Origin of the sequence: Thiocystis violacea (assembly GCF_016583575.1) — a bacterium.
In the GTDB taxonomy this organism is placed as follows: Bacteria; Pseudomonadota; Gammaproteobacteria; order Chromatiales; family Chromatiaceae; genus Thiocystis; species Thiocystis violacea.
In genome coordinates, this window is record NZ_NRRG01000029.1 from 38,663 (window position 1) to 51,293 (window position 12,631).

At 63.2% G+C, this 12,631-nt stretch carries 11 protein-coding genes; all 11 read left to right on the plus strand.

Features of this window, described 5'->3' with window-relative positions:
* The first annotated feature begins 8 nt into the window (after positions 1-8).
* The 11 genes from CKO27_RS14300 (at position 9) to CKO27_RS14350 (ending at position 12,627) form a co-directional block, all read left to right on the plus strand.
* Complete coding sequence (locus tag CKO27_RS14300; protein WP_200375577.1) at positions 9-722, plus strand: NADH-quinone oxidoreductase subunit C; 714 nt, start codon at positions 9-11, stop codon at positions 720-722.
* The gene (locus CKO27_RS14305; protein WP_200375578.1) at positions 715-1,971 is read left to right on the plus strand and encodes an NADH-quinone oxidoreductase subunit D; all 1,257 of its coding nucleotides are present in this window, start codon (positions 715-717) and stop codon (positions 1,969-1,971) included. Before CKO27_RS14300 ends, CKO27_RS14305 begins: the two co-directional genes overlap by 8 nt.
* A complete protein-coding gene (nuoE, locus tag CKO27_RS14310) occupies positions 1,971-2,498 on the plus strand; it encodes an NADH-quinone oxidoreductase subunit NuoE (protein WP_200375579.1) in 528 nt (175 codons plus the stop codon). Before CKO27_RS14305 ends, nuoE begins: the two co-directional genes overlap by 1 nt.
* Before the next feature lie 40 nt (positions 2,499-2,538).
* Entirely contained in the window at positions 2,539-3,786 is a 1,248-nt protein-coding gene (gene nuoF / locus CKO27_RS14315; protein WP_200375605.1) for an NADH-quinone oxidoreductase subunit NuoF, read from the plus strand.
* Positions 3,787-3,965: 179 nt separating this feature from the next.
* Entirely contained in the window at positions 3,966-6,368 is a 2,403-nt protein-coding gene (gene nuoG, locus CKO27_RS14320; RefSeq protein WP_200375580.1) for an NADH-quinone oxidoreductase subunit NuoG, read from the plus strand.
* Positions 6,369-6,378: 10 nt separating this feature from the next.
* Positions 6,379-7,413, plus strand: coding sequence for an NADH-quinone oxidoreductase subunit NuoH (gene nuoH, locus CKO27_RS14325; RefSeq protein ID WP_200375606.1), 1,035 nt, complete (start codon positions 6,379-6,381; stop codon positions 7,411-7,413).
* A gap of 14 nt (positions 7,414-7,427) precedes the next feature.
* Positions 7,428-7,919 carry an NADH-quinone oxidoreductase subunit NuoI gene (gene nuoI / locus CKO27_RS14330; RefSeq protein WP_200375581.1) on the plus strand — a complete coding sequence of 164 codons (492 nt, stop codon included), beginning with the start codon at positions 7,428-7,430 and terminating at the stop codon, positions 7,917-7,919.
* Between the two features lie 12 nt (positions 7,920-7,931).
* Positions 7,932-8,585 carry an NADH-quinone oxidoreductase subunit J gene (locus CKO27_RS14335; protein ID WP_200375582.1) on the plus strand — a complete coding sequence of 218 codons (654 nt, stop codon included), beginning with the start codon at positions 7,932-7,934 and terminating at the stop codon, positions 8,583-8,585.
* Positions 8,582-8,887 carry an NADH-quinone oxidoreductase subunit NuoK gene (gene nuoK / locus CKO27_RS14340; RefSeq protein WP_200375583.1) on the plus strand — a complete coding sequence of 102 codons (306 nt, stop codon included), beginning with the start codon at positions 8,582-8,584 and terminating at the stop codon, positions 8,885-8,887. Before CKO27_RS14335 ends, nuoK begins: the two co-directional genes overlap by 4 nt.
* Positions 8,888-9,025: 138 nt before the next feature.
* Positions 9,026-11,032, plus strand: coding sequence for an NADH-quinone oxidoreductase subunit L (nuoL, locus tag CKO27_RS14345; protein ID WP_200375584.1), 2,007 nt, complete (start codon positions 9,026-9,028; stop codon positions 11,030-11,032).
* A gap of 23 nt (positions 11,033-11,055) precedes the next feature.
* Positions 11,056-12,627, plus strand: coding sequence for an NADH-quinone oxidoreductase subunit M (locus CKO27_RS14350; protein WP_200375585.1), 1,572 nt, complete (start codon positions 11,056-11,058; stop codon positions 12,625-12,627).
* Positions 12,628-12,631: the final 4 nt, after the last annotated feature.

Sequence of the window (12,631 nt, forward strand, 5' to 3'; positions counted from 1 at the left end):
CAGAGAACATGGTGAAACATATCCTGACCCGCAACGCCAGGGTGGACGCGCTCGCCGCCGCGATCGGCGGACACTTCGCCGAACCTGGGTACGAGCTGATCGACGCCTTCGATGAGTTGACCCTGGTCGCGCCGGCCGAGCGTTTGCTCGATGTGGCCTCGACGCTGCGCGATCACGCGGATTTCCGCTTCGAGCAGTTGATCGATCTGTGCGGCGTGGATTACGCGGCCTACGGGCAATCCGAATGGGAGACCGAGGAGGCGTCCTTCACCGGCTTCGGGCGCGGCGTGGATCGTGACCTCAAGGTCGCGGTCGAGGATCCCAGGCGGTTCGCCGTGGTCGTGCATTTGCTGTCGCTGGCGCACAACCGGCGGTTGAGGGTGCGCGTGCATGTCGGCGCCAGTCAACCGATGGTCGACTCGCTGATTCCCGTTTGGGCCGCCGCGAACTGGTTCGAGCGCGAGGCCTTCGATCTCTATGGCATCCTCTTTCGCGGACACCCGGATCTGCGCCGGATCCTGACCGACTACGGTTTCGTGGGACATCCCTTCCGCAAGGATTTCCCGCTCAGCGGTCAGGTCGAGATGCGTTATGACCCGGAGCAGGGGCGCGTCGTTTACGAGCCGGTCTCCATCGAGCCCCGCGTGCTGGTGCCCAGGGTGATCCGCGAGGACAGCCGTTACCTCGGAACCGGTAAGGGTACGGAGACGACCGATGCCTGAAATCCGCAATTACACCCTGAATTTCGGGCCTCAGCATCCCTCCGCGCATGGCGTGCTGCGCCTGGTACTGGAGATGGATGGCGAGGTGATCGAACGGGCCGATCCGCATATCGGACTGCTGCATCGGGGAACCGAAAAGCTCGCCGAGTATAAACCGTACAACCAGAGCATCGGTTACATGGACCGCTTGGACTATGTGTCCATGATGTGCAACGAGCACGGCTATGTAAGGTCCATCGAGAAACTGCTCGGGGTCGAGGCGCCTGAGCGCGCCCAGTACATTCGCACCATGTTCGACGAGATCACGCGGATCCTGAACCATCTGATGTGGCTCGGCGCGCACGCGCTCGATATCGGCGCCATGAGCGTCTTCCTCTATTGCTTCCGCGAGCGCGAGGATCTGCTCGACTGCTACGAGGCGGTCTCGGGCGCCCGCATGCATGCCACCTATTATCGACCGGGTGGCGTCCATCGCGATCTGCCGGACCGCATGCCCAGATACGAGGGAAGTTCCAAGTGGCACAGCGAGCGTTCGATCGCGAAACGTAATCAGGCGCGAGACGGCTCATTGCTGGATTTCATCGAGGACTTCACCGACCGCTTCCCCGGTCATGTCGACGAATACGAAACGCTGCTGACGGACAACCGCATTTGGAAACAGCGCACGGTCGATATCGGCGTGGTCACTCCGGAACGCGCCAGGCAGCTTGGATTCACTGGACCCATGCTGCGCGGTTCCGGAATCGAGTGGGATCTGCGTAAGAAGCAGCCCTATGCCGCCTATCACAGGGTCGATTTCGATATCCCGGTGGGCGTGAACGGCGATTGCTACGACCGTTATCTGGTGCGCATGGAGGAGATGCGTCAATCCAATCGGATCATCCGCCAGTGCGTCCAATGGTTGCGAACCAATCCCGGCCCCGTTTCAATCGAGGACCACAAGGTCGTTCCGCCCAAGCGCGAGACGATGAAGGGCGACATGGAAGCCCTGATCCATCATTTCAAACTCTTTACCGAGGGTTATTGCCCCCCGCCGGGCGAGGTCTACGCGGCGGTCGAGGCGCCGAAGGGCGAATTCGGCTGTTACATCGTTTCCGATGGCGCCAACAAACCCTATCGTCTGAAGGTTCGCGCGCCCGGTTTCCCGCATCTGGCCGCGCTGGACGAGATGTCGCGTGGACATATGCTGGCCGATGTCGTGTCGATCATCGGTACCCTTGATGTCGTGTTCGGGGAGATCGACCGCTGATGAGCTTTCGCAACCTACCCCTGGCCGAGATTCAGGAACCGGACAAGTCGAACCTCTTCACGCCCGAGATTCGGGAGTCCATCGAGGCATCGATCGCCAAGTATCCACCCGAGTGGAGGCAGTCGGCGGTCATGCCCGCGCTCTCCATCGTCCAGGACGCCAATGGCGGCTGGCTCACGCGCGAGTTGATGAACGAGGTCGCCGCCTATCTGGACATGCCGGCCATGTCCGTCTATGAGGTGGCGACCTTCTATGGCATGTACGACCTGGAGCCTCAGGGTCGGCACAAGGTCTGTGTCTGCAACAGCATTTCCTGTCTTCTGAACGGCTCCGAGGCGCTGATCGAGCACATCGAACATAAGTATCAGGTGAAGCCGGGCGAGACGACGCGGGATGGTCGCTTTACCTTCAAGGAGGTCGAGTGCCTCGGTGCCTGCCGACATGCGCCGGCCGTGCTCCTGGACAAGGTGTATCACGAAAACCTGTCCCCGGAGTCGCTGGACAAGCTGATCGACGACTTGGAGTGAGAGCGTGGTCCAGAATCAGAACAGCGTATGCTTCCGCACGATGGCTCTCGACGAGTCCGTCCGTCACACCCTGGACGCCTATCGGAGTCTCGGCGGCTATGCCCAGTGGGAACGCATCCTGCGCGACAGGCCAGACCCCAAGGATGTGATCGAGGAGGTCAAGATCTCCAGTCTGCGCGGTCGCGGCGGCGCCGGCTTTCCGACCGGTCTCAAGTGGAGTTTCATGCCGCGCACGGCGCCTGGTCAGAAATACATCGTCTGCAACTCGGACGAGGGCGAACCCGGAACCTGCAAGGACCGGGATATCCTGCTCTACAACCCGCATCAGTTGATCGAGGGCATGGCCATCGCCGGTTACTGCATCGGCGCCACCGTCGGTTACAACTACATCCGCGGCGAGTTCTTCGAGCCCATCGCGCGCTTCGAAGGGGCCTTGAAGGAGGCTTACGCGGCCGGGTGGATCGGCAAGGATATTCAGGGCTCAGGGATCGATTTCGATCTTCATACTCACATGGGCGCCGGAGCCTATATCTGCGGCGAGGAAACCGCCCTGCTGGAATCCATCGAGGGCAAGAAGGGCCAGCCGCGTTTCAAGCCGCCGTTTCCCGCGCAGTATGGGCTCTACGGCCGACCGACGACGATCAACAACACCGAATCGCTGGCCTCGGTGCCGGTGATCCTGGAGAAGGGCGGCAAATGGTTCCTGGAGCAGGGGCGACCCAATAACGGCGGCCCCAAGCTCTTTTCGGTCTCAGGTCATGTGAAGGCGCCGAACAATTTCGAGGTGCCCCTGGGCACCCCGTTCAAGGATCTACTGGAAATGGCCGGGGGCGTCAAGGACGGTCGGGCGCTCAAGGCGGTGATCCCCGGCGGTTCCTCGGTGCCGGTCGTGCCGGGCGACATCATGATGGGCGTCGACATGGATTACGACTCCATCGCCAAGGCCGGCTCCATGTTGGGCTCTGGGGCCGTGATCGTGATCGCCGAGGGAACCTGCATGGTCAAGGTGCTGCATAACCTGTCGCACTTCTACATGCATGAATCCTGCGGTCAATGCACACCCTGTCGCGAGGGGACCGGCTGGCTGGCCCGCGTTCTGGGCCGCATCCTCGACGGTCAGGGGCGCCCCGAGGATCTGGATTTGCTCGAAAGCGTGGCGGGTCGTATCGGGGGCCGCACCATCTGCGCCCTGGGCGACGCGGCGGCGATGCCGGTGCAGAGTTTTCTCAAGCACTATCGGCATGAGTTCGCTTACATGATCGAGCATGGCCGCGCGCTCGCGGCCTGATCCAGGTTCGATCGTTCATCCGAGGCGTGGCGCGTGATGGCATGGCGTCCGCTGAATACATGTTTAATCAGGCAGAGTTCGCCACGGCGGGTGCCGGGTGCGCGGTGCGCGGGAGTCGCGGCGGCTCCATTGGTCGTACCCCGAAGGTCTGTGCTACTGGTGCCGATCGAGAGACCTAAATGACGGACAAGATCAACATCGAGATCGATGGCCACGTCTGCGAGGCGGCGCCGGGAGAAATGATCATCGCGGTCGCCGATCGCGCGGGCATCACCATTCCCCGGTTCTGCTATCACAAGAAGCTGTCCATCGCGGCGAACTGTCGGATGTGCCTGGTCGAGGCCGAGCAGGGTGGCCGGCCATTCCCCAAGCCGGTGCCGGCCTGCGCGACCCCGGTCGGCGAGGGTCTGAAAGTCTGGACCCGTTCGCCCAAGGCGATCGAGGCCCAGCGGGGCACCATGGAGTTCCTGCTGATCAATCATCCGCTCGACTGCCCCATTTGCGATCAGGGCGGTGAGTGCGAGTTGCAGGATGTCGCCATGGGCTACGGTGGTGACGTTTCGCGTTTCGCCGAGCGCAAGCGCGTGGTGATGGACGAAGACCTGGGTCCGCTGATCGCGACCGACATGACGCGCTGCATCCATTGCACCCGTTGCGTGCGTTTCGGCGCCGAGATCGCCGGTGTGCGTGAGATGGGCGCCACGGGGCGTGGCGAGGACATGCGGATCGGCACCTTTGTCGCCCATACTGTCAGCCACGAACTCTCGGGCAACGTCATCGACCTCTGTCCGGTGGGTGCCCTGACCTCCAAGCCCTATCGCTTTTCCGCGCGTCCCTGGGAGTTGATCGGACGCGACGGAATCGCGCCTCATGACGGGCTTGGCTCCAACCTTCGTCTGCATGTGCGCGGCAACCGCATCATGCGCGTCCATCCGAACGACAACGAGGCGGTGAACGAGACCTGGATCTCGGACCGCGACCGCTTCAGCTACGCCGGGCTATACGGTGACGATCGTCTGACCGCGCCCATGGTCAAGCAGGATGGCGCCTGGCGCGCCGTCGAATGGACCGAGGCCCTGACCCTGGTCGCGGAACGGCTCAAGGCCGCCGACGCGGAGGACATGGGTTGGCTGATGGCGCCCAACGCCACGCTGGAGGAACTCTACCTGGCCCAGCGGATCGCCCGCGCGCTGGGTTGCCCGAACATCGATCATCGTCTTCGCCAGCAGGATTTCAGCGGCGACGCGGTCGATCCGATCCTGCCCTGGCTTGGCGTGCCGGTCGGCGAGTTGGAACTTCAGCGGGGTCTGCTGCTGGTCGGGTCCGATATCCGTCAGGAACAGCCGCTGCTGGCCCACCGCATCCGCAAGGCGGCCCTGGCTGGCGCTCGGGTGTTCAGCGTCAATCCGCTGACACTGGATCTCAATCACGAGGCGACTCAGTTCGTCGGAACGCCCGCGCGGATGCTCGACGACCTGGCCGCGATCGCCAAGGCCCTGGGTGTCGGCGGTTCCTCCGCGATCCGGGCACGCATCGCCGCCAGCGAGCCGAATGAGGCGCACAGCGCCGCTGCGGCGAGCCTGGCCGAGGCCGGGGGGCTGGGGGCCGCTCTGATTCTGCTCGGCGCGTTGGCCGCCGCCCACCCGGATTACACCGCTCTCAAGGCCCTGGCCCAGGCGATCGCCGAGGCGACTCGCGGCCGCCTGGGTTATCTGCCATCGGCCGCGAACAGCGTCGGCGCCTATCTGGCCGGTGCCCATCCAGGCGTGCGGTCCGGCGCCAAGCCGGCCGAACGCCTGGGGCTGTCGACCGCCGCCATGCTGGACCAGTCGCGCAAGACGCTGGTGCTTTGGGGGCTTGAGCCGGATCTGGATCTGATGGATCCGACCCGCGCCATGGCGGCCTGCTCCAACGCGGATTTCGTCGTCGCCTGCTCGGCTTTCCAGAGTCCGGCACTGCAAGCGGCGGCCGATGTGCTGCTGCCGATCGGCGCCTTCGCCGAGACCTCGGGAACCTTCGTCAACGCCAGCGGTACCTGGCAGTCCTTCCAGGGCGCCGTGCCTCCGCCGGGCGAGGCGCGTCCGGGCTGGAAGGTGCTGCGGGTTCTCGGCAATCTGCTGGATCTGCCGGGTTTCGAGTACCGCGACGGGGCGGAGATTCGCGATGAGCTGGCCGCCCTCTGCGCCGACGCCTCCTTCGATAACAGCCCGCGTGGTGACTTCATGCCCGCCGGCCAGGCGATCGATTCCGGTTTGACGCGGATCGGCACGGTTCCGATCCAGGCCCTGGATGGTCTGGTACGCCGGGCGCCCGCGCTGCGCGGGGTACGGATGCCGGGCTCCGAATTCGCCGTCTATCTGCATCCGGATCAGGCCCAGGCGGAAGGTATTGGACTGGGTGATCGGGTTCTGGTGCGCCAGGAAGGCGGAAGCACGGAAGCGACGGTGATGCTGGATGCGCGCCTGCCCATGGGCTGCGCGCGGATCCCAGCCGGCGTTCCCGGCAGCGAGGGCCTGGGGAGTCTGATCGGTCCGGTCGGCCTCGAGCGCCTGACCGATAGCGCGGCCACTGGCGAGAAGTGACGAGGCCATGATGATCGAACTTTGGAACGCACTGCCGCTGGTGATCCAGATCCTGTTCAAGATCGCCGCCATCGTCCTGCCGCTGCTGGGCCTCGTGGCCTACTACACCTACGCCGAGCGCAAGGTCATCGGCTATATGCAGGTTCGCATCGGCCCCAATCGCGTAGGCTGGCGCGGTCTGCTGCAGCCCATCGCCGACGCGCTCAAGCTGATGATGAAAGAGATCATCATCCCGACCAAGGCGGACAAGACGCTTTTTCTGCTGGCGCCCATGCTCACGATCGCCCCGGCCCTGGCGGCCTGGGCGGTCTTCCCCTTCGACGAGGGGCTGGTGCTGGCGGACATTAACGCCGGGCTGCTCTATATCCTGGCGCTCAGTTCGCTCGGGGTTTACGGCATCATCATCGCCGGCTGGGCCTCCAACTCGCGCTACGCCCTCTTGGGCGCGATGCGCTCGGCGGCCCAGATGGTCGCCTACGAGATCGCCATGGGCTTCGCCCTGGTCGGCGTGCTGGTCGCGGCGGGTAGCCTTAACCTTGGGGCGATCGTGGCCGCGCAGGAAGGCCATCTGCTGACCTGGTTCTGGCTGCCGCTGCTGCCGCTGTTCGGCGTCTATCTGATCTCGGGCGTCGCCGAGACTAACCGGGCGCCCTTCGACGTGGCCGAGGGCGAATCCGAGATCGTCGCGGGTTTCCATGTGGAATATTCCGGAATGGCCTTCGCGGTCTTCTTCCTGGCCGAGTACGCCAACATGGTCCTGATCGCCGCGCTCTCCGCGCTGCTTTTCATGGGCGGCTGGCTCTCGCCGCTACCTCAGTCCTGGGTAGAGGGCAACTGGCTGCTGAACGACGGCTTCCACTGGCTGTTGCTCAAAACCTTCTTCTTCATGTTCCTCTTTCTCTGGTTGCGGGCGACCTTTCCCCGCTACCGCTATGACCAGATCATGCGCCTGGGCTGGAAGGTTTTCATTCCGATCACGATCGTCTGGATCCTGGTCGTGGCGCTCGCGGTGGTCTATCGACTGCCGCCCTGGTGGTCGGCTTGATCCGGAGACGAACGATGCTGAAAACCGCGCGCGATTATCTCCAGAGTCTGCTGCTGGTCGAACTGTTCAAGGGTCTGTCCCTGACTGGCGGCTACCTCTTCAAGCGTAAGTTCACCGTCCAGTACCCCGAGGAGAAGGCGCCCATCTCGCCGCGCTTCCGGGGTCTGCACGCCCTGCGCCGCTATCCGAATGGTGAAGAGCGCTGCATCGCCTGCAAGCTCTGCGAGGCGGTCTGCCCGGCGCTGGCGATCACGATCGAGGCCGAGCCGCGCGAGGATGGGTCACGGCGCACGACGCGCTATGAGATCGACCTCTTCAAGTGCATCTACTGCGGCTTTTGCGAGGAGTCCTGCCCGGTCGATTCCATCGTCGAGACCGGGATCTATGAATATCACTTCGAGAATCGCGGCGAGCACATCATGACCAAGGAAATGCTGCTCGCGATCGGGGACAAGTACGAGGCCGAGATCGCCGCCGCCCGCGCGGCCGATGCGCCCTATCGCTAATCGGGATCAATCATGGGCTTTGAAAAATTCCTCTTCTATGTCTTGTCGCTGATCACGGTCTGGTCCTCGGTGATGGTCATCACCCGGAAAAACCCGGTGCATTCCGTGCTGTTCCTGGTCCTGGCCTTCGTGGCGAGCGCGGCGCTCTGGGTACTGCTGGAGGCCGAGTTCCTGGGCATCGTGTTGATCCTGGTCTATGTCGGGGCGGTGATGGTGCTCTTCCTCTTCGTGGTCATGATGCTCGACGTCGACATCGCGACCCTGAGGGCCGGCTTCATTGGCTATCTGCCGCTCGGTCTGCTGATCGCGGCGGTGATGGCGGTCGAGATCTTCCTGATCGTCGGCCCGGCGAACTTCGGTCTAGCGGCCTTTCCGTCGCCCGAGCCAGCCGGCGTCGACGCGAGCAATACGCGCGATCTCGGATTGCTGCTCTACACGGTTTACGTGTACCCGGTCGAGATCGCGGCCGTGATCCTGCTGGTGGCCATCGTCGCCGCCATCCGGCTCACCCTGCGCCGTCGCCCGGATAACAAATACGTGGATCCGGCGCGTCAGGTCCGCGTCAGGAAAGGGCCGGATCGGGTTCGGTTGGTCAGCATGGCCACGGAGGATCTGGCGCCCGCTCCGGCTGGCGCCACCATCGCGGACAAGGGGGAGTCTCAATGATCGCGCTCTCGGATTACCTGATTCTGGGCGGAATGCTGTTCTCGATCGCCGTCGCCGGGATCTTCCTCAATCGCAAGAACGTCATCCTGCTCCTCATGTGCATCGAGCTGATGTTGCTGGCGGTGAACATGAATTTCGTCGCCTTCTCGCATTTCCTTGGCGACATGGCTGGGCAGGTCTTCGTCTTCTTCATCCTCACCGTCGCCGCCGCCGAGGCAGCCATCGGCCTGGCCATCCTGGTCGTGCTCTTCCGTAACCGCCAGAGCATCAATGTCGAGGATCTGGATGCGCTGAAGGGCTGAGCCTTGGGTTTCGGTCCTGGAGCGTCCCTCGGTTAGCTACCCTGAATTCGCGCCGATCCACCGGGATCCGGCGCGGAGTACGAGAATCAGTCATCCGCCGACGGTTGCGGCGAACATAGCGAAAGAGCCAACGAAAAGATGGAAAACCTCTACCTGACCATTGTGCTCGCGCCGCTGATCGGCGCCATCGTCGCCGGTTTCCTCGGCGGGCGGATCGGTCGTCGCGGTGCGCATTCGGTGACCATCGCCGGCGTGGGCCTCTCGGCCCTCCTCTCGCTGTGGGTGCTGACGGCCTTCATCTGGGGCGATCTGCCGGTCTTCAACGAGACGATTTATAACTGGATGGTCTCGGACGGGATCAGCTTCGAGGTCGGTTTCCTGGTCGACAAGCTGACCGCTGTCATGATGGCGACCGTGACCTTTGTCTCCCTGATGGTGCATATCTACACCATCGGTTACATGGCGGGCGACGAGCACAACTGGCCGCACGGGGCGCTTTCGGGCAAGAACAGCTATCAGCGCTTCTTCAGCTATATCTCGCTCTTCACCTTCTCCATGCTGATGCTGGTCATGTCGAACAACTTCATGCAGTTGTTCTTCGGCTGGGAGGCGGTCGGCCTGGTGTCCTATCTGCTGATCGGTTTCTGGTCGACCCGCGAGAGTGCCATCTTCGCCAATCTCAAGGCGTTTCTGGTCAACCGGGTGGGCGACTTCGGCTTCATCCTGGGTATCGCCGCGATCGCCATGTACTTCGGATCCATGGACTATGCCGAGGTGTTCGCGATGGCGCCCGAGCATGCCGAGATCCAGGTGGCTCTCTTCGGCGGGGTCTCGCTCATGACGCTCATCTGCGTGCTGCTCTTTATCGGCGCCATGGGCAAGTCGGCGCAGGTTCCGCTGCATGTCTGGCTGCCCGATTCGATGGAAGGCCCGACCCCGATCTCGGCCCTGATCCATGCCGCGACCATGGTCACCGCCGGTGTCTTCATGGTGGCGCGCATGTCGCCGCTCTACGAACTCTCCGAGGCGGCGCTGAGCTTCGTGCTCATCATCGGCGCGACCACCGCCTTCTTCATGGGTCTCATCGGTCTGGTGCAGAACGACATCAAGCGGGTGGTGGCCTATTCGACCCTCTCGCAACTCGGCTACATGGTGACGGCGCTGGGGGCCTCGGCCTACGCGGCGGGCATCTTCCATCTCATGACCCATGCCTTCTTCAAGGCGCTGCTGTTCCTGGCGGCGGGCTCGGTCATCATCGCCATGCACCATAAGCAGGACATCAGCCACATGGGAGGACTGCGCAAGTACATGCCCATCACCTGGATCACGGCGCTGCTGGGGTCGCTGGCCCTGATCGGCTTTCCCGGCTTCTCGGGCTTCTTTTCCAAGGACGCCATCATCGAGGCGGTCGGTCATTCCAGCCTCTTCGGCTCGGGTTATGCCACGGTTCTGCTCACGATCGGCGTCTTCGTCACGGCCCTCTACAGCTTCCGCATGTACTTCCTGGTGTTCCATGGCAAGGAGCGGATGGACGAGCACACCAAGCATCATCTGCACGAAACGCCCTGGGTGGTGACGGTCCCGCTGATTCTGCTGGCGATCCCCTCGGTCTTCATCGGTTGGTACGCGATCGAGCCCATGCTGATCAGCGACTGGTTCGCCTCCGGCGACTGGAATCCCATCATGGTGGCTCCGGAACACGACACCCTTCTGCCCCTGCGCGAGCACTGGCACGGTCAGGTCGCCTTCATCCAGCACGGCATGACCGCCTGGCCTTTCTATCTGGCCATGTCCGGTCTGGGCCTGGCGGCCTTCGTCTGGTGGCTGGTCTTCGCCCGCAATCCTCGCATCGACGAGCAGTTGCAGGCGCTGGGCGGCCCGGTCACGCGCCTGCTCCAGGACAAATACGGCTTCGATGACTTCAATCAACGGGTCTTCGCCGGAGGTGGCCGCGACCTTGGGCGCGCGCTCTGGATGAATGGCGACCGCGCCCTGATCGACGGGGCCATCGTCAATGGATCCGCGCGCACGGTCGCCCGTATGGCCCAGCGGGTCCGACATCTGCAGACCGGCTATCTCTACCATTACGCTATCGCGATGATCGTCGGGCTGGTCGGCCTGCTGACGCTCTTCGTGACGCTCTGACGCCGAAAGGGAGACGACCCAGCATGAACGAGTTCCCCCTGCTGACGCTGACCATCTGGCTGCCGATCATCGGTGGTCTGGTGGTTCTGGCGAGTGGCGATCAGGAGAAAAGCCTGGCCAAGTGGACGGCGCTGGCCTTCGCGATTCTGACCTTCCTGGTCAGTCTCGGACTTTGGATCGGCTTCGATTCGAGCACCGCCGAGATGCAGTTCGTCGAACGCTCGGCCTGGATCCCGACCTTCAACGTCGAATATTTCCTCGGCGTCGACGGCATCTCCATGCCGCTCATCGTGCTGACGACCTTCATCACCATCTTCGTCGTCATCGCCGGCTGGGAGGTCATCACCTACAAGCCGAGCCAGTACCTGGCCGCTTTCCTCATCATGGAAGGCGTCATGGTCGGCGTCTTCTCGGCCCTGGACGCCATTCTCTTCTACGTCTTCTGGGAGGCGATGCTGATCCCGATGTTCCTCATCATCGGGGTCTGGGGCGGACCGAACCGGGTCTACGCGACCATCAAATTCTTTCTCTATACCTTCTTCGGCTCGGTGTTCATGCTGGTCGCGCTGATATACATGTATTTCCAGTCCGGCAGTTTCAGCATCCTGGATTTCCACTCGCTGCAACTGGGCATGACGGCGCAGACGCTGATCTTCATCGCCTTCCTGCTCGCCTTCGCGGTCAAGGTGCCGATGTTTCCGGTCCATACCTGGCTGCCGGACGCCCATGTCGAGGCGCCCACGGGCGGTTCGGTGATCCTGGCGGCCATCATGCTGAAGATCGGTGGCTATGGCTTCCTGCGCTTCTCCATGCCGATCACGCCGGACGCTAGCGCCTCGCTGGCCTGGTTGATCATCGCCCTGTCCCTGATCGCCATCGTCTACATCGGCTTCGTGGCCCTGGTGCAGCAGGACATGAAGAAGCTCATCGCCTATTCCTCCATCGCCCACATGGGCTTCGTGACGCTCGGCTTCTTCATCGTCTTCACCATCGTTCTCAATCCGAACCTGTCCTCCGGTGCGATCATGGGCATCGAGGGCGGCATGGTGCAGATGATCTCGCATGGCTTCATCTCGGGCGCGCTCTTCCTCTGCGTCGGGGTGCTCTACGACCGGATCCACTCGCGCGAGATCGCCGACTACGGCGGTGTCATCAACACCATGCCCTGGTTCGGCGCCTTCATGGTCTTTTTCGCCATGTCCAACGCGGGACTGCCGGGTACCTCCGGGTTCGTCGGTGAATTCATGGTCATCCTCGCGACCTTCCGCGCGGATTTCTGGTGGGCGGTGCTCGCCGCGACGACCCTGATCCTGGCCGCGGCCTTCACGCTCTGGATGGTCAAGCGGGTCGTCTTCGGCGAGGTCAAGAACGACAAGGTGGCGGCGCTGAGCGATCTGGATCTTCGCGAACGGATCAATCTGGGCGTACTGGCGGCGGCCGTGCTGGCGCTTGGTCTCTGGCCCGCGCCGCTCATGAACGTCATGCACGCGACGGTCGAGAACCTGGTCACCCAGGTCAGCGCCTGCAAGCTGCCCGCCGCCGAACGCGCGGAGTGCGAGCTGGCCCGGCCCGAGACGGTCGCCACGCTCAACTGACGCC

Excerpts from the sequence above, each read along its gene's own strand:
- CKO27_RS14300 (WP_200375577.1), top strand. The coding sequence starts at position 9 with ATGGTGAAACATATCCTGACCCGCAACGCCAGGGTGGACGCGCTCGCC.
- CKO27_RS14305 (WP_200375578.1), top strand. The coding sequence starts at position 715 with ATGCCTGAAATCCGCAATTACACCCTGAATTTCGGGCCTCAGCATCCC.
- nuoE (WP_200375579.1), top strand. The coding sequence starts at position 1,971 with ATGAGCTTTCGCAACCTACCCCTGGCCGAGATTCAGGAACCGGACAAG.
- nuoF (WP_200375605.1), top strand. The coding sequence starts at position 2,539 with ATGGCTCTCGACGAGTCCGTCCGTCACACCCTGGACGCCTATCGGAGT.
- nuoG (WP_200375580.1), top strand. The coding sequence starts at position 3,966 with ATGACGGACAAGATCAACATCGAGATCGATGGCCACGTCTGCGAGGCG.
- nuoH (WP_200375606.1), top strand. The coding sequence starts at position 6,379 with ATGATCGAACTTTGGAACGCACTGCCGCTGGTGATCCAGATCCTGTTC.
- nuoI (WP_200375581.1), top strand. The coding sequence starts at position 7,428 with ATGCTGAAAACCGCGCGCGATTATCTCCAGAGTCTGCTGCTGGTCGAA.
- CKO27_RS14335 (WP_200375582.1), top strand. The coding sequence starts at position 7,932 with ATGGGCTTTGAAAAATTCCTCTTCTATGTCTTGTCGCTGATCACGGTC.
- nuoK (WP_200375583.1), top strand. The coding sequence starts at position 8,582 with ATGATCGCGCTCTCGGATTACCTGATTCTGGGCGGAATGCTGTTCTCG.
- nuoL (WP_200375584.1), top strand. The coding sequence starts at position 9,026 with ATGGAAAACCTCTACCTGACCATTGTGCTCGCGCCGCTGATCGGCGCC.
- CKO27_RS14350 (WP_200375585.1), top strand. The coding sequence starts at position 11,056 with ATGAACGAGTTCCCCCTGCTGACGCTGACCATCTGGCTGCCGATCATC.